Annotated in this window: 9 protein-coding genes; 5 read left to right on the top strand and 4 right to left on the bottom strand. The window is 72.4% G+C overall.

From position 1 onward, the window contains the following. Positions 1-18: 18 nt before the first annotated feature. Positions 19-1167, bottom strand: coding sequence for an alkane 1-monooxygenase (locus tag ACFO0B_RS30855; RefSeq protein ID WP_378617071.1), 1149 nt, complete (start codon positions 1165-1167; stop codon positions 19-21). 203 nt (positions 1168-1370) lie between these two features. Here ACFO0B_RS30855 and ACFO0B_RS30850 point away from each other — a divergent pair, with 203 nt between their 5' ends. Further along, entirely contained in the window at positions 1371-1760 is a 390-nt protein-coding gene (locus ACFO0B_RS30850; RefSeq protein ID WP_378617069.1) for a hypothetical protein, read from the top strand. Positions 1761-1764: 4 nt separating this feature from the next. On the opposite strand, the gene ACFO0B_RS30845 is transcribed toward ACFO0B_RS30850, so the two are convergent. Beyond that, complete coding sequence (locus tag ACFO0B_RS30845; RefSeq protein WP_378617067.1) at positions 1765-2979, bottom strand: PucR family transcriptional regulator; 1215 nt, start codon at positions 2977-2979, stop codon at positions 1765-1767. 448 nt (positions 2980-3427) lie between these two features. On the opposite strand from ACFO0B_RS30845, the gene ACFO0B_RS30840 reads away from it, so the two are divergent. Continuing rightward, positions 3428-4585, top strand: a complete 1158-nt coding sequence (locus ACFO0B_RS30840; protein WP_378617308.1) for an esterase/lipase family protein — start codon at positions 3428-3430, stop codon at positions 4583-4585. Positions 4586-4643: 58 nt separating this feature from the next. Here the strand turns inward: ACFO0B_RS30840 and ACFO0B_RS30835 are convergent, their stop codons facing one another. After that, positions 4644-5468, bottom strand: coding sequence for a SigB/SigF/SigG family RNA polymerase sigma factor (locus ACFO0B_RS30835; protein ID WP_378617065.1), 825 nt, complete (start codon positions 5466-5468; stop codon positions 4644-4646). Positions 5469-5769: 301 nt separating this feature from the next. Between ACFO0B_RS30835 and ACFO0B_RS30830 the strand changes: the two genes are divergently transcribed. Together ACFO0B_RS30830 and ACFO0B_RS30825 are read left to right on the top strand one after the other, a co-directional pair. Then, entirely contained in the window at positions 5770-7287 is a 1518-nt protein-coding gene (locus ACFO0B_RS30830) for an MDR family MFS transporter (protein ID WP_378617063.1), read from the top strand. 117 nt (positions 7288-7404) lie between these two features. Then, positions 7405-7941: a hypothetical protein gene (locus tag ACFO0B_RS30825; RefSeq protein ID WP_378617061.1), complete on the top strand. Its 537-nt coding sequence runs from the start codon at positions 7405-7407 to the stop codon at positions 7939-7941. Position 7942: 1 nt separating this feature from the next. Here ACFO0B_RS30825 and ACFO0B_RS30820 read toward each other — a convergent pair whose 3' ends face one another. Then, positions 7943-8272 (bottom strand): DUF732 domain-containing protein, encoded by a 330-nt coding sequence (locus ACFO0B_RS30820; protein WP_378617059.1) that lies wholly within the window; start codon positions 8270-8272, stop codon positions 7943-7945. Between the two features lie 382 nt (positions 8273-8654). Here ACFO0B_RS30820 and ACFO0B_RS30815 point away from each other — a divergent pair, with 382 nt between their 5' ends. After that, positions 8655-13679, top strand: a complete 5025-nt coding sequence (locus ACFO0B_RS30815; protein WP_378617057.1) for an amino acid adenylation domain-containing protein — start codon at positions 8655-8657, stop codon at positions 13677-13679.

The raw sequence follows: 13679 nt of genomic DNA, 5'->3' as shown, positions 1-13679 counted from the left end.
CGGTGACACGGACGCCGATCAGCGCCCGGACGGCACCGCGGCCAGGTAGTGCTCCCGCTTGCCCGGCTGGATATTGGCGCGCCAGGCATCGCCGCCGTAGTGCGCGAGCACCCGGTGGTCCATCACCCGCCGCCAGAGCGGGGGGAGCGCGGCGAGCACGATCATGCCCGCGTAGCCGACCGGGAGCTGCGGGGCGATCTCGGTGCTGCGCAGGGTCTGGTAGCGGCGCCCGGGGTTGGCGTGGTGGTCGCTGTGCCGCTGCAGGTGGAACAGGAAGATATTGGTGACCAGGTGGTCGCTGTTCCAGCTGTCGCGCGGAGAGCATCGGGCCCAGCGGCCGTCCGGGCGGCGCTCGCGCAGCAGGCCGTAGTGCTCGACGTAGTTCACCGTCTCCAGCAGCCCGGCGCCGATCGCCGCCTGCAGCAGCAACCACGGCGTTATCTCCCAGCCGAAACCGGCGATCAGCCCGCCGAAGAGCACCAGCGTCATGGCCCAGGCCTGCAGGATGTGGTTGCGCGGGCTCCACCACCCGGAACCGGTGCGGGCCAGCCGCTCCCGCTCCAGCCGCAGCGCCGAGCGGAACCCGCCGGCCACCGTGCGCGGCAGGAAGGCGTACAGCGATTCGCCGAGCCTGGCGCTGGCCGGATCGGCCGGGGTGGCCACCCGCACGTGGTGCCCGCGGTTGTGCTCGACGAAGAAGTGCCCGTACCCGGACTGGGCGAGCGCGATCTTGGCCAGCCAGCGCTCCAGGTGCTCGGCCCGGTGCCCGAGCTCGTGCGCGGCGTTGATGCCGATCCCGGAGACCAGCCCCAGCGTGGTCGCCAACCCGACCTTGTCCCAGATCCCCAGCTCCGTGCCGCCCCACATGGCACAGGCGAGCAGCAGCCCGACCAGCTGGACGGGCAGGAACAGGTAGGTGCACCAGCGGTAGTACCGGTCTTCGCTGAGCAGCTCGTAGTCCTCGTCGCGCGGATTCGAGCCGTCCACGCCGATCAGCAGGTCGAGCAGCGGGATGGCGGCGAGCACGATCACCGGGCCGATCCACCAGAAGATCGGGAGCCCGGTGCGGTACACCAGCTGCGAGGGGAGCAGCGCGGAGGCGGGGGCGATCAGCCCGAGCATCCACAGGTGCCGTTTCGGGTCGTAACCCCGTTCGCGCGCCCACATCGTCCGCACCTCCTCGCCCGCATCTGCCCAGTCCGGACGCCTTGCAAACCTGTTGTTCCTGGTACATCGCCCGAACCGTCAGCAATGTTTCGGCAACGACACGCCGACGGATCGGGGAAAGTTCTGATCCGAGTCAGGTTCGACCTGTGGGTCGGGGTGGCCGACCGCGGGACCGGCCGCCCCCGGGAGCGCGGCACCCCTGCGTGACCTTCTCCCGCACCAAGGGGCTCACCGCGACCGCGGCGCCGCGGGTGAGCGCGCAGACCGGCATCGAGGTCGACGCGCCCGTGCGCACCTGGTGGCCGAGGCCGCCGACCCCGCGGCGATGGCGGCCGGGCCTGCCGCTTTGCGCGCCGCGCCTGCGCCGACCCGGGCAGCAGCGCGCCCGCCGCGAGATGCCCGCGCAGAGCATGGTGCTGCCCGCCGCGGCCGGGGCGACGGCCTTCGGGCACCCGGGCTCCGGCGGCTCGCTCGGGCTCGCCGACGCCGGGCACGGGGTCGGCTTCGGCTTCGTCCCGAACCTGCGCCGCACCGGCGTCGCCCGCGACACCCGCGCGCACGACCTGGTCGCCGCGGTGTGCGCGGCGCTCTGAACCGTCAGGAATCCGGGCGCGCGTTCGCGATCACGGCGGCGTGCAGGTACCACCAGTCCCTCGGCTCGCTGGTGTTCAGCCCGGTGAGCTCGCCGACCCGGCGCAGCCGGTAGTCGAGGGTGTTGGGGTGCACGTGCAGCCGCTGCGCCGCGAGCCGGCGGTGCCGGTTCGCCCCGATGTAGACGCGCAGGGTGTGCAGCAGCTCGGGGTGCTCGGTCAGCGGGGCGAGGTGGGTGCGCAGCAGGTCGCGGCCGATGCCGGGCCGGGTGAGCTGGTACTCCAGCGCGAGCTCGTCGAAGCGGTGCACGCCGGGGTCGAGCCCGAGCTGTTCGACGGTGTCCAGCAGCTCGTGTGCCTGCCTGGCGGCGGCGGCGACGGTCTCCGCCCTCGCGCTGAACACGGTGGCGGTCAGCGGAACCCGCGCCGCCGCGGCCAGCTCCCGCACCAGCCCGTCGATCTCGGTCTCGGAGCAGTGGTCCTCGGGGACGAGGATCGTCCCGCCGTCCACCGAGAGCAGCGAGAGCGCGTGCTCGCCGAACCGCCCGGCCAGCGCGGACTGCAGCCTGCGCAGTTTGCGCCTGGCCACGACGGCCCGGTCCAGCCCGGTCCGGTGCTCGTCCGGGTGTGCCGGAATCGCGAGTGCGAGCACGAAATACCCCGGTGCCAGCGGAATCCCGGACTCCCGCGCCATGGCCGAGCCGCCGTGCCCGCCGAGCAGTGCCGAGGTCAGCGTGTGCACGGCGGTCTGGTGCCCGTCGGCGGCCCCGCGCAACTCGCGGATGTAGGTCTTGCTGACGGTGCAGCTGATCAGATCGAGCAGCTCCACGACCGCCGTGGTGCCGGTGCTGATGTCGAACCCCGTCGCCGGGCCGGGGAAGAGCGCGTCCAGCCCCGCCCGGACGCCGCGGTGCACGCCCCGCAGCACGGTATCGATGGGAACGCCGTCGCGCGCCCACTCGGCCGCGGCGGGCTCCAGCCGCTCGATCCGCCCCTCCGGCGCCCGCCCCTGCTCCAGCCGCTGCACGAGCCAGCCGAGGCAGGAGCGCACGACCGCGGTGAGGTCGGCGCCCGCGGGCGCGTTCGGTGCGCCCGCGCAGGCGATGCCGGAGCGCGCCAGTTGCGCGGTCAGGTCGCGCGATAGTCGGTGGATCTCCTGCCGGGCGGGTGATATCGGGGAATGTCCCGGTCCGGATTCGGGCCGGACGGTGCTCTCGGCCATCACGGGTGACCTCCTCGCGTCGACAACGCCGCGTCGCCGCCTGTCCTCGACGAATACGCCGTTATCGAACGTTAATAGGCGCTGTCGCTCGCTTTCCACTCCGTTCTCCGCTGTTCCGGCCGACGGCCCTGAGCTGCGTGAACGCCGCGTCGGGTCGGATCGCGCGAGAGGGTGGGTGCCGCATTTCGCCGGTGGTGCTCATTTTCTGGTGTCCGGAAAGTCCGCTCCCGGAGTGGATTCGGAGCGTCTGTGGTGGGCCACCGACCTTTCCGAGCGAACTTCGTGAGCATTCCAGTAACCGCCGCTGACCCGGGTATCCGGATCCGTTTCCGCCGTAGCGTCTGCCCGCAGTCGCGGTCGGCGACGTCATCGGGAGAACGGTGCCGTTCTCGCAGAGAGGCTCGGAATGAATCGTCGTAGGTGTGGTCGGGTGGTTGGCTCGGCGGTGATGATGGTGGTCTCGGTGCTCGCGGTGGGGTTCACCGGGGTGGCGCAGGCGCAGCCGGTGGCGTCGGCGGATGAGCAGGTGCTGGCCGATTACATCGCGGCGGGTCGCACGGGTGCGCCGGTGGCGGATTCGGGGAGCGCGTCGGGGTCGGCGTGTGACTCGGGTAGCGGCGCGGGGTCGGGCAACGGCTCGGGTGACTGCTACGGCGGGTCGGGATCGAGCTCGGGCTCCTCCGGCGGATACGCCAGTGACACCGTGGGTTTCGGCCCGGAGCAGTCGTCGTGGGTGGCGGCGTTCGGGTACGGCCTCGGCAATCCCGATGTGGCGCCCCCCGGGACGAACGACTGGAACTGCAAGCCGACGGCGGCGCATCCCAGGCCGGTGGTGCTGGTGCACGGGACGTGGATGAACGCCTACAACGGGTTCGCCTACATGTCCAAGCCGATCACCGACGCGGGTTTCTGCACCTTCACCTTCAACTACGGGCGGTCGAACCTGCTCGAGGGCGGCGGCCTCGGCGCGGTCCTGCCCGGCGTGATGGGCACCGGCTACATCCAGGACTCGGCAAAGCAGCTGGCGACCTTCGTGGATCGGGTGCTGGTCGCGACCGGGGCGAACGAGGTCGACCTGGTCGCCCACTCCCAGGGCGGGTCGATGGCGAACTGGTACACCAAGTTCGAGGGCGGCGCGGCCAAGGTCGACAAGCTGGTCACCTTCGGGGCGACCCACCACGGGACCAGCCTGATCGGGATCGGCGCGCTGGGGCGGGCGATCAACAATCTCGGGATCGACATCCTCGGCTTCGTCGAGATCTTCGTCGGCCACGCCGGGATCCAGCAGACGATCGGCTCGGACTTCGTGAACCGGCTCAACGCCGACGGTGACACCGTCGCCGGCGTGGACTACACGGTGGTCGGGACTCGCTACGACGAGATCACCAACCCGTACGACCTGACGTTCCTGCAGGCCGGCCCGGGTGCTTCGGTCCGCAACATCACGCTGCAGGACGGCTGCGAGCAGGACGTCTCCGATCACCTGACCGTCATGTACTCGCCGCGGGCCCTGTCGATCACGCTGAACGCGCTCGATCCCCAGGCCACCCCGAGCCTGGTATGCACGTTCAACCCCTGGGTGATCGGCGGCGGCGGCAAGCTCTGACCACCGGAAACGACGGGGAGCCCGGGGCATTCGCCCCGGGCTCCCCGTTCGCCGTTCGTCAGGCCACGGCCGGCTCGGACAGCGCCTGCTCGCGCAGCGTGGTCAGCACCCTGGTGAGAATCCGGGACACCTGCATCTGCGAGATGCCGAGCCGCTTGGCGATCTCGGACTGGGTGAGGTTGTCGCCGAACCGCCACATCAGCACCTGCCGGTCGCGCTCGGGCAGCGCCGCGAGCAGCGGCCCGACGGTGATCGCGTCCTCCAGCAGGTTGTAGCCGGGGTCGGGGGCGGCGAAGGAGTCGAGCGCCGAGGTGGTGCCGGAGTCCTCGTCGCCGCCGCGCGGCTGCTCGATGGGCTCGGCGGCGTAGCCGTTGCGGGCGATCAGCGCCTGGGTGACCTCGACCAGATCGACGTCGAGGTGCGCGGCGATCTCGCGTGCGGTCGGCATCCGGTGCAGCCTGTGCGACAGCACCTCGATGGCGGGGGCGAGCCGCTGCTGCAGCTCCTTGGTGGCGCGCGGTACCCGGACCGCCCAGGTGCGGTCCCGGAAGTGCCTGCGCACCTCACCCATGATGGTCGGCACGGCGAATCCGACGAACGAGGCGCCCACCGTGACGTCGAAGCGGTCGACGGCCTGGACCAGCCCGACCATGGCGACCTGCACCAGGTCGTCCGCGTTCTCCCCGCGCCCGGCGAACTTCATCGCGATGTGCTCGGCCAGCGGCAGCGCCGCGGTGATGATGTCCTCGCGTAGCCGGGCGCGGGCCGGATCGGCCTGGTCCAGCGTGGCGAGTTCGGTGAAACGGGGCTCGAGGTTCTCGTAGCCGCCTTTGCTGGTGCGGCGGGCGACATCGCGGTAGGCGGTCATCGTCGTCGAGTTCATCGGGTACCTCTTTCGGCCGGGCAGGGCGAACGCACGTCCTAGCTGGTACCCGGAGTAGTTGACCGCAAACACTTCCGGGAAATTTCCGCTCTGCCGGTCCGATCCGGCCGCGGAGCACCGGGTCGCCCCGCGCCGGGCCGTCGCACGGTCCGGCATCCCGACGGTCCGGCCCGACCGGGATGAACCGGGCAAAAGCCCCGCTGACCAGGCAAGCGGCAAATCGGACACCGGTCGGCCTGCCCATACCGCCGAACGGAGCGCCCGGCATACTCGGGACACCCGAAGCCCGATTGGAGCAGGCATGGACACCGCCTCCGCCGCATCCTCCGACGAACTCGACCGCGGTGTGATCGTCACCGGCCTCGTCATCGTGGCCGGGATGATCATGGTGGTGCTCGACACCACGATCGTGAACGTGGCACTCGACGCGCTGAGCACCGAACTCGGCGCCCCGCTCTCCACCACCCAGTGGGTGGTCACCGGCTACCTGCTCGCCGTCGCCCTCGTCATCCCGCTGACCGGCTGGGCCATGGACCGCTTCGGCTCCAAGCCGACCTGGCTCACCGCCGTGACCCTTTTCGTGCTCGGCTCCGCGCTCTGCGCGACCGCCTGGTCGGTCGAGAGCCTGGTCTTCTTCCGAGTACTGCAGGGGCTCGGCGGCGGCATGCTGCTCCCGGCCGGGCAGGCCATCATCACCAGGGCGGCCGGGCCGAACCGGCTCGGCCGGGCCATGAGCATCATCGGCGTACCCATGCTGCTCGGCCCGGTGCTCGGCCCCGTGCTCGGCGGGCTGCTCGTCGAATACACCGGCTGGCACTGGATCTTCCTGGTCAACGTGCCGGTCGGCGCCGTCGCCATCGCGCTCGCGGTATGGAAGCTGCCTGCCGGCGACGCGCTGCCCGACCCGGGCAAGCTGGACCTGCGCGGGCTGGTGCTGCTCTCCGGCAGCCTGGTCTGCCTGCTCTACGGCCTCTCCGAGGCGGCCTCGCACGGCGGGTTCGGCGAGTGGGGCGTGCTCGGCTGGCTGCTCGCCGGTGCCGCCGGTCTCGCCGTCTACACCTGGCACAGCCTGAACCGCGGCTCCGCCTCGATCATCGACGTCCGGCTGCTCGGCGACCGGCTCTTCGCCGGCGCGACCTTCGCGGTGTTCCTGGTGGCCATCGGGCTCTTCGGCGGCATGCTGCTGCTGCCGCTCTACTACCAGACCGTGCGCGGCGAGGGCGCGCTCGGCGCCGGGCTGCTGCTCGCCCCGCAGGGGCTCGGCGCGATCGTGGCCATGGTGATCGGTGGCAGGCTGGTCGACCGGATCGGCGCGGGCTACGTGGTGCCGGTCGGCGTGCTGCTCGCCCTCATCGGCACCTTCCCGTTCACCCAGGTCGGCACCGACACCTCGTACGTCTGGCTGAGCGTCGCGCTGTTCGTGCGCGGCATGGGGCTCGGCTCGGTCATGATGCCGACCATGGCCGCCGCCTACTCCGGCCTGGACCGCGACATCGTCTCCAGGGCCGCACCGACGCTCTCGGCCATCCAGCAGGTCGGTGCATCGCTCGGCAGCGTGCTGCTGGTGACGGCCCTGACCCAGCGTCTCACCGAGCAGTTGGACGCCGAGGGCATCGGTGCGGCGGGTGGCGGCGCCGACCAGATCAGCACGGTGCCGCCGGAGGCGCTGCCGATCGTCGGCCCGCTGCTGGCGAACGCCTTCGGCTTCGCCTTCTGGGTCGCCTTCGCGCTGACCGCGGTGATCATCCTGCCCGCCCTGTTCCTGCCCCGGCACCGCTCCGGGGCACCGAAGGAGACCGCGGTCGCGTCGGCCGTCTAGCGAAAGCTCAACGCTTCCCGATCGATTCGAATCGGTGCGCGCTGCGTCCGCGCCCGGCTACCGTCGACGACGGCGATGTCGTCGCGGCCGCGGCGCTACCGGACGTGCGGGGGGGCGATGGGGGAGCCGCAGCAGTGGATCGTGCCGGTGACGGCGGCCCTGGTCGCGGTCTCGGCGCTGGCCCTCGCCTGTCCGCACCCCTGCGCGGGCCGCGGGCGGATCGCGCACGGTGTGCTCTGCGCGGCGATGGCGGCCATGCTGGTCCCCGCCCACGACCCGCTGGGACCGCTGCCGTGGGCGCTGCTGCTCGGCGGGGTAGGGCTGTGGCTGGCCGACACCCCGGTTCCGCTCGCCCTCCGGCTGCCGGTGATCGCGGATGTGCTGGTCATGGCGGTGCTACTGCTGGCCGTTCCGGGTGCGGAGGGTGCGGTGGCCGCGGCGGGCGCGGCGCACCGGCACGGCGGGGGAGCGGGGCCGGAGTGGCTCTCGCTCCCGGTCGTGGCGCTGGTCGCGTGGGCCTGGGTCCGGCTGCACGTGTGGCGGGCCGGGCGCGGGGTGCGCGAACCGGCCCGGTCCGTTACCGGCACCGTCGCGCACCTCGCGATGACCGCCGCGATGCTGCTCATGGGGCTGAGCCACCTGCGGCACCGGTGAGTCAGCCCGCGAAGTCGGGGCAGAGGTTCGTCGTGGCGGCGCTGACGAAGAGCGTGCCCTGGTCGAAGCGGTAGGTCTGCTCGACCGCGGCGATCTCGTCCAGGATCGATCCGCCGGCCCGCAGGTGGCCGCAGGTCTGGTACCCGGCCACCACCATCTCGTCCACCGACTTCCCCGGCAGCGTGGCGTTGTTGATGCCGATCTCCTCCAGGAACGCGACCTCGGCGCCCCCGATGTCGGCCGCCGCGGTGGCGACGGTGCCGCCGAGCGCGGCGAAGGCGATGGCGGCGGCGACGGTGAGGGTGCGGAGGTGGTTGCGGGTGGTGCTCATGGTGTGGTCCTCGGGTTCGAGTGGTTCCGGCGGTGTGATGTCAATGATTCCGCCGCGGAGCTCGGCGAAGAACCCACCCAAGGGCTGGAACGGGCAACCCCTCCCGTCCTGTAAAGTAAGGCTTGGCTTCGTAGCTCACCCGCGGGCCGTAATCTTCTGTGTCTGTGGTGGATTCATCCCACGTTCGGACTTCTCTCGCTCACCTGAAATAGGCTAGGCTAACCTTGCATTCGCTAGGAGGGGGGTCGGGTCATGACGTGCGCGGGCTGCCGGCGGCGGCCTGAGCGTCGCGCCGGAGCGGAGATGACGGGCCCCGCCCGCCCCCAGTGGAACTCGCCGGTATCCCCTTGCCCGTTCGAACCGAGACAGTCGAAGGATGAAGATGGCAGAGGACATTCTCGAGCGCCGCAAGCAGCTGCTCCAGCGCCGACTGCGGGAGCACGGTGTCGATCCGTCATCGCGGGAAGCGGTTGTTCCGGAACGCAATCCGGGGGATCCGGTCGCGCTCTCCGCGGCGCAGCGGCGGCTGTGGTTCGTGCAGCGGCTCGATCCCGCCGACACCGCGCTGAACATCGGAGTGGCGTACCGGCTGGCGGGCGATCTCGATCCGGAGCGGTTCCGCGCCGCCGTCGCGACCGTGGTGGACAGGCACGAGGTGCTACGCACCACCTACCACGTCGGTGACGAGGGCGAGCCGTACCAAATCTCGCACCCTGATCCCGACATCGACTGGCAGCACCACGATCTCGGCCATCTTCCGGAGTCGGAGCGGCTCGGCCGCGCCCTTTCCGTCGCGAGGGAGCAGCTCGCCCGGCCGTTCGACCTCGCGACGGACCCACCACTGCGCGCGACGCTCATCGCGCTCGGTGAGCACGCCTGGGCGCTCGTGCTCGTGGTGCACCACATCGCCTGGGACGACGATTCCTGGCCGGTGTTCTTCACCGAACTCGCCGCCGCCTACCGCGGCGCCGAGCTGCCCGCGCTTCCGGTGCAGTACGTCGACGTCGAGCTGGGAGACCGCGCCGACGACGAGGCCGGGCTGGAGTACTGGCGCACCACGCTGACCCCGCTGCCCGAGCCGCTGGAGCTGCCCGGCGGCGGCACGGGCGGCGGCGCGGACCGGGTGGTGCGAGAACTCCCCGCCGAGCTCGTGGCGAAGGTCGCCGCAGCCGCGCGGGAGCGGTCGGCAACGCCGTTCATGGTGCTGCTCGCCGGTTTCCAGGCGGTGCTGCAGCGGTACACCGCCGCCGACGACTTCCTGATCACCGTGCCGGTCACCGAGCGCCGCGACCCCCGCGCGGAGCCGCTGATCGGCTACTTCGGCAATGCGCTGCTGGTGCGGGCGCGACCGGGCGGTGCCGAGCCGTTCGCCGCGCTGCTGGACCGCACCCGCGCCACCGTCGCCGGCGCCTTCGCCAACCAGGGCGTCGGCGTGGACCGGGTGATCGCCGCGGTCGCTCCGCAGCGGACCGGCGGCGGGGATGCGCTGCACCAGCTGGTGCGGGTGAGCTTCAGCGTGCGCAGCGCCGCCGACGGCCTCGAACTGCAGGGGGTGCGCAGCACCGAGCTGGCGATTCCGCCGGTCGCGGCGCAGGAACCGTTGGGGCTCATGGTCGTCCATGACCGCGCGGGGGCCAGGGTCGAGGCCACCTTCCGACCGGGCGCGCTGGCCCGGCCGCTGGTCGAACGGCTGCTCGGGCACTACGTCCGGCTGCTGGAGAGCGCCCTGCGCGATCCGGCCGCGCCGCTGCGCGCACTGGACCTGCTCGGCCCGGTGGAGCGGGAGCGGGTGCTCGCCCGATCCCGCGGAGCGCTCGTCGCCGAGCGGCCGGACACCATGATCGACATGGTGCAGCGGCGGGTCGCCGCGGGCCCGGAGCGCACCGCGCTCCGCTCCGACGACGTGGAGCTCACCTACCTGGCGCTGAACGAGCGCGCGAACCGGCTGGCGCACTGGCTCATTCGCGCGGGGGCGGGTCCGGAGCGGCTGGTCGCGCTGCGCATGGCCACCTCGGTGGAGTTCGTCGTCACCGCGCTCGCGGTGCAGAAGGCGGGCGCCGCCTACCTGCCGCTCGACCCCGCCTACCCGGCCGAGCGCACCGCCTACCTGCTCGCCGACGCCGCACCCGCGCTGGTCATCGACCCGGAGGTGCTGGCGGCGGCCGAGCGGGAGGCCGCCGGGCTGCCCGCGCACGACCCCACCGACGCCGATCGTTCGGCGGCGCTGCACCCGTCGAACATCGCCTACGTCATCTACACCTCGGGCTCGACCGGGCAGCCGAAGGGTGTCCCGGTCCCGCACGCCGCGATCGCCGAGCACCTCGCCGGGTTCACCGCCGAGTGGAGCCTGACCCCCGACGACCGGGTGCTGCAGTCCACCTCGGTCAGCTTCGACGCCTCGCTGCTCGACATCTTCGTCACCCTCACCGCGGGCGCCTGCGTGGTCGTCCCGAAGCCGCACGCGTACCGGGACGTCCCGTACGTGGCGGAGCTGGTGCGGCGGCACGGCGTCACCGTGCTGCACATGGTGCCGTCCATGCTCGCCACCTTCCTGGTCCTGCCGGAGGCGGGCGACTGGAGCACGCTGCGGCACCTGCCGGTCGGCGGCGAGGCGCTGCCCGGCGAGGTCGCGGATCGCTTCGCCGCCCGGTTCGACGCCGAGCTGCGCAACCACTACGGGCCCACCGAGGCCGTCGTCTGCTCGGCGCACACCGTGGTCGCGGGGGCGCAGGGCACCGGGGTGGTGCCGATCGGTCGTCCCAACCGCAATGTGCACCTCTACCTGCTCGACGCGGCGCTGCAGCCGGTGCCGGAGGGCGCCACGGGCGAGATCTACCTGGGCGGCAACCAGCTTGCCCGCGGCTACCTGAACCGGTACGGGCTCACCGCCGAGCGATTCGTCGCCGATCCGTTCACCGCGGGCGGGCGGCTCTACCGCACCGGCGACCTGGCCCGGAGGAACGAGGCCGGGCTGATCGAGTTCCTCGGCCGCGCCGACGAGCAGGTCAAGGTGCGCGGGCACCGGATCGAGCTCGGCGAGGTCGAGGCGGCGGTGGCCGCGGCGCCGGAGGTGGCGCACTGCGTGGTCGTCGTGGTGGAGCACGCCACCCTCGGCCCGGCGCTGGCCGCCTACGTGGTGCCCGCCGCCGGTGCCGAACCCGATCCGGGCGCGCTGCGCGAGCGGGTGGCCGCGGTGCTGCCGGAGTACATGGTGCCCGCGGCCGTCACCGTGCTCGACGCGGTCCCGCTGACCGCGCACGGCAAGCTGGACCGCCGCGCCCTCCCCGCCCCGGTCTTCGCCGAGGCCGGGACCTACCGCGAGCCCGCGACGCCGACCGAGACCCGGGTGGCCGAGCTGTTCGCGACGCTCTTCGACCGGGACCGGATCGGCGCCGACGACTCCTTCTTCGAGCTGGGCGGGCACTCGCTGCTCGCGGCGCGGCTGATCACGCTGATCCGCGCGGAGTTCGGGATCGAGATCGACATGCGGGTGCCGTTCGACAAGCCGACGGTGACCGCGCTGGCCGGGCACCTGGTCGAGACCTTCCGCGCCGAGTTCGACATCGATCTGGACGAGATCGACCTGCTCGACGACGCCGACGAGCTGGAGCCGGTCCCGCTGCCGCACGCCGCGCCCGGCAAGCCCGCGCTGGTGCGCCGCGAGCGCCCCGCGCACGTCCCGCTCTCCTACTCGCAGCGGGTGTACTGGCTGCAGCGGCGGCTGGAGGGGGCGATCGACGGCGAGAACGTCAGCTACCCGGTGCGCTTCGACGGCGAGCTCGACATCCCCGCGCTGCGCGCCGCCATCGACGACGTGGTGGCGCGGCACGAATCGCTGCGCACCACCTTCCCCGAGCACGACGGGACGCCCTACCAGCTGGTGGCGCCCCCCGCGCCGGTCCCGGTGCCGGTCGTGGAGATCACCGAGGCGGAGGTCGACGCCGAGCTCGCCGCGGACTGGGACTACGTCTTCGACCTCGCGGCCGAGCCCATGGCGCGGTTCCGGATCCTGCGGCTCGGCCCGGACCGCGCGGTGCTCTCGATCCTCATGCACCACATCATCGCCGACATGCGCTCGTGCCAGATCTTCCTGGCCGACCTGACCACCGCCTACCGCGCCCGGGTCACCGGCGCCGCGCCCGGCTGGGCCGAGCTGCCGCTGCAGTTCGCCGATTTCGCGATCTGGCAGCGCGAGATCTTCGACCGCGGCGCCGACCGCGCGGTCAGCCCGTACGGCCAGGCCGAGCTGGACTACTGGCGCGCCACCCTGGCCGGGCTGCCGGACGAGATCGCGGTCGCGCACGACCACCCGCGCCCCGCCGTGCTCGGCCGCAACGGCACCAGCGCGACCAGGGTGCTGCCCGCCGCGACCTGGAACGCGCTGCGCGCCACCGCCGACGCCGTCGGCGCCACCGAGTTCATGCTGTGCCAGGCGGTCAGCGCCGCGGTGGTGAACGTGCTCAGCGATATCGAGGACGTGGCGATCGGCGCCGCGGTCGCCAACCGGATCGGGCAGACCACCGACGAGCTCGTCGGGCTCTTCGCGAACGTGGTCGTCATGCGGCACAACGTCGCGGGCGCGCCGACCGCGCGCACCCTGCTGCAGCGGACGCGCGCCGCCGCACTGGACGCCATCACCCACCAGGGGGTGCCGTTCGAGCGGCTGGTCGAGTCGATCAACCCGCCGCGCTCGCTCTCCAGGAACCCGCTGTTCCAGGTGATGATGCATTTCCGGCACCGCCCGGTGCCGGTGCCGTTCAGCGCCGACGGGGCGACCACGATGGCGGGCATCGCCGGCTACTACGACGTCTCGTTCATGGACTTCCACCTGGACTACTCGGTGGACACCACCGGCGAACTGGTGGCGCGGGTGGTGGTCAACCCCGACCTCTACGACCCCGCCACCGGCGAGATCTTCGCCGACGTGCTGACCGGCGTGCTGCGCGCCTTCGCGGAGGAGCCGGACCGCCCGCTGGCCGAGCTCGGCATCCGCCCGGCGGGCTGGGACACCACCCGCTCGGTGGTCCGGCGCGGCCGGGCCGCCCCCGCGACGGTCTACGTGGAGCCCGAGACCGAGACCGAGCGGGCGCTCGCCGCGCTGCTCGGGGAGCTGCTCGGGGTGCCGAAGATCGGCCGCGAGCACGGGTTCTTCGGGCTGGGCGGGGACAGCGTGATCGCCGTCAAGTGGGCTGCCCGCGCCGCCGAGGAGGGGCTGCCGCTGAGCCCGCAGATGGTCTTCGAGCACTTCTCCATCGCCGAGCTCGGCAGCGCGGTGGACGCGGCGCTCGCCGACCCGCCCGAGCGGCAGCCGAACGCGGCCGAGGAGCGGCAGCACGCCCCGATGTCGGTGTCCGGGCTGGACGCCGAGGCGCTCGCCGCGCTGCAGAGTGCCTGGTCGCAGCGCTGA

The organism is Nocardia jiangsuensis (assembly GCF_042650385.1).
Classification (GTDB): Bacteria; Actinomycetota; Actinomycetes; order Mycobacteriales; family Mycobacteriaceae; genus Nocardia; species Nocardia jiangsuensis.
The sequence above is the reverse complement of the archived record's forward strand: the minus strand, read 5'-3'. Positions and strand labels throughout refer to the sequence as shown.

Excerpts from the sequence above, each read along its gene's own strand:
- ACFO0B_RS30830 (WP_378617063.1), top strand. The coding sequence starts at position 5,770 with ATGGACACCGCCTCCGCCGCATCCTCCGACGAACTCGACCGCGGTGTG.
- ACFO0B_RS30820 (WP_378617059.1), bottom strand. The coding sequence starts at position 8,272 with ATGAGCACCACCCGCAACCACCTCCGCACCCTCACCGTCGCCGCCGCC.
- ACFO0B_RS30855 (WP_378617071.1), bottom strand. The coding sequence starts at position 1,167 with ATGTGGGCGCGCGAACGGGGTTACGACCCGAAACGGCACCTGTGGATG.
- ACFO0B_RS30815 (WP_378617057.1), top strand. The coding sequence starts at position 8,655 with ATGGCAGAGGACATTCTCGAGCGCCGCAAGCAGCTGCTCCAGCGCCGA.
- ACFO0B_RS30840 (WP_378617308.1), top strand. The coding sequence starts at position 3,428 with ATGATGGTGGTCTCGGTGCTCGCGGTGGGGTTCACCGGGGTGGCGCAG.
- ACFO0B_RS30845 (WP_378617067.1), bottom strand. The coding sequence starts at position 2,979 with ATGGCCGAGAGCACCGTCCGGCCCGAATCCGGACCGGGACATTCCCCG.
- ACFO0B_RS30825 (WP_378617061.1), top strand. The coding sequence starts at position 7,405 with ATGGGGGAGCCGCAGCAGTGGATCGTGCCGGTGACGGCGGCCCTGGTC.
- ACFO0B_RS30835 (WP_378617065.1), bottom strand. The coding sequence starts at position 5,468 with ATGAACTCGACGACGATGACCGCCTACCGCGATGTCGCCCGCCGCACC.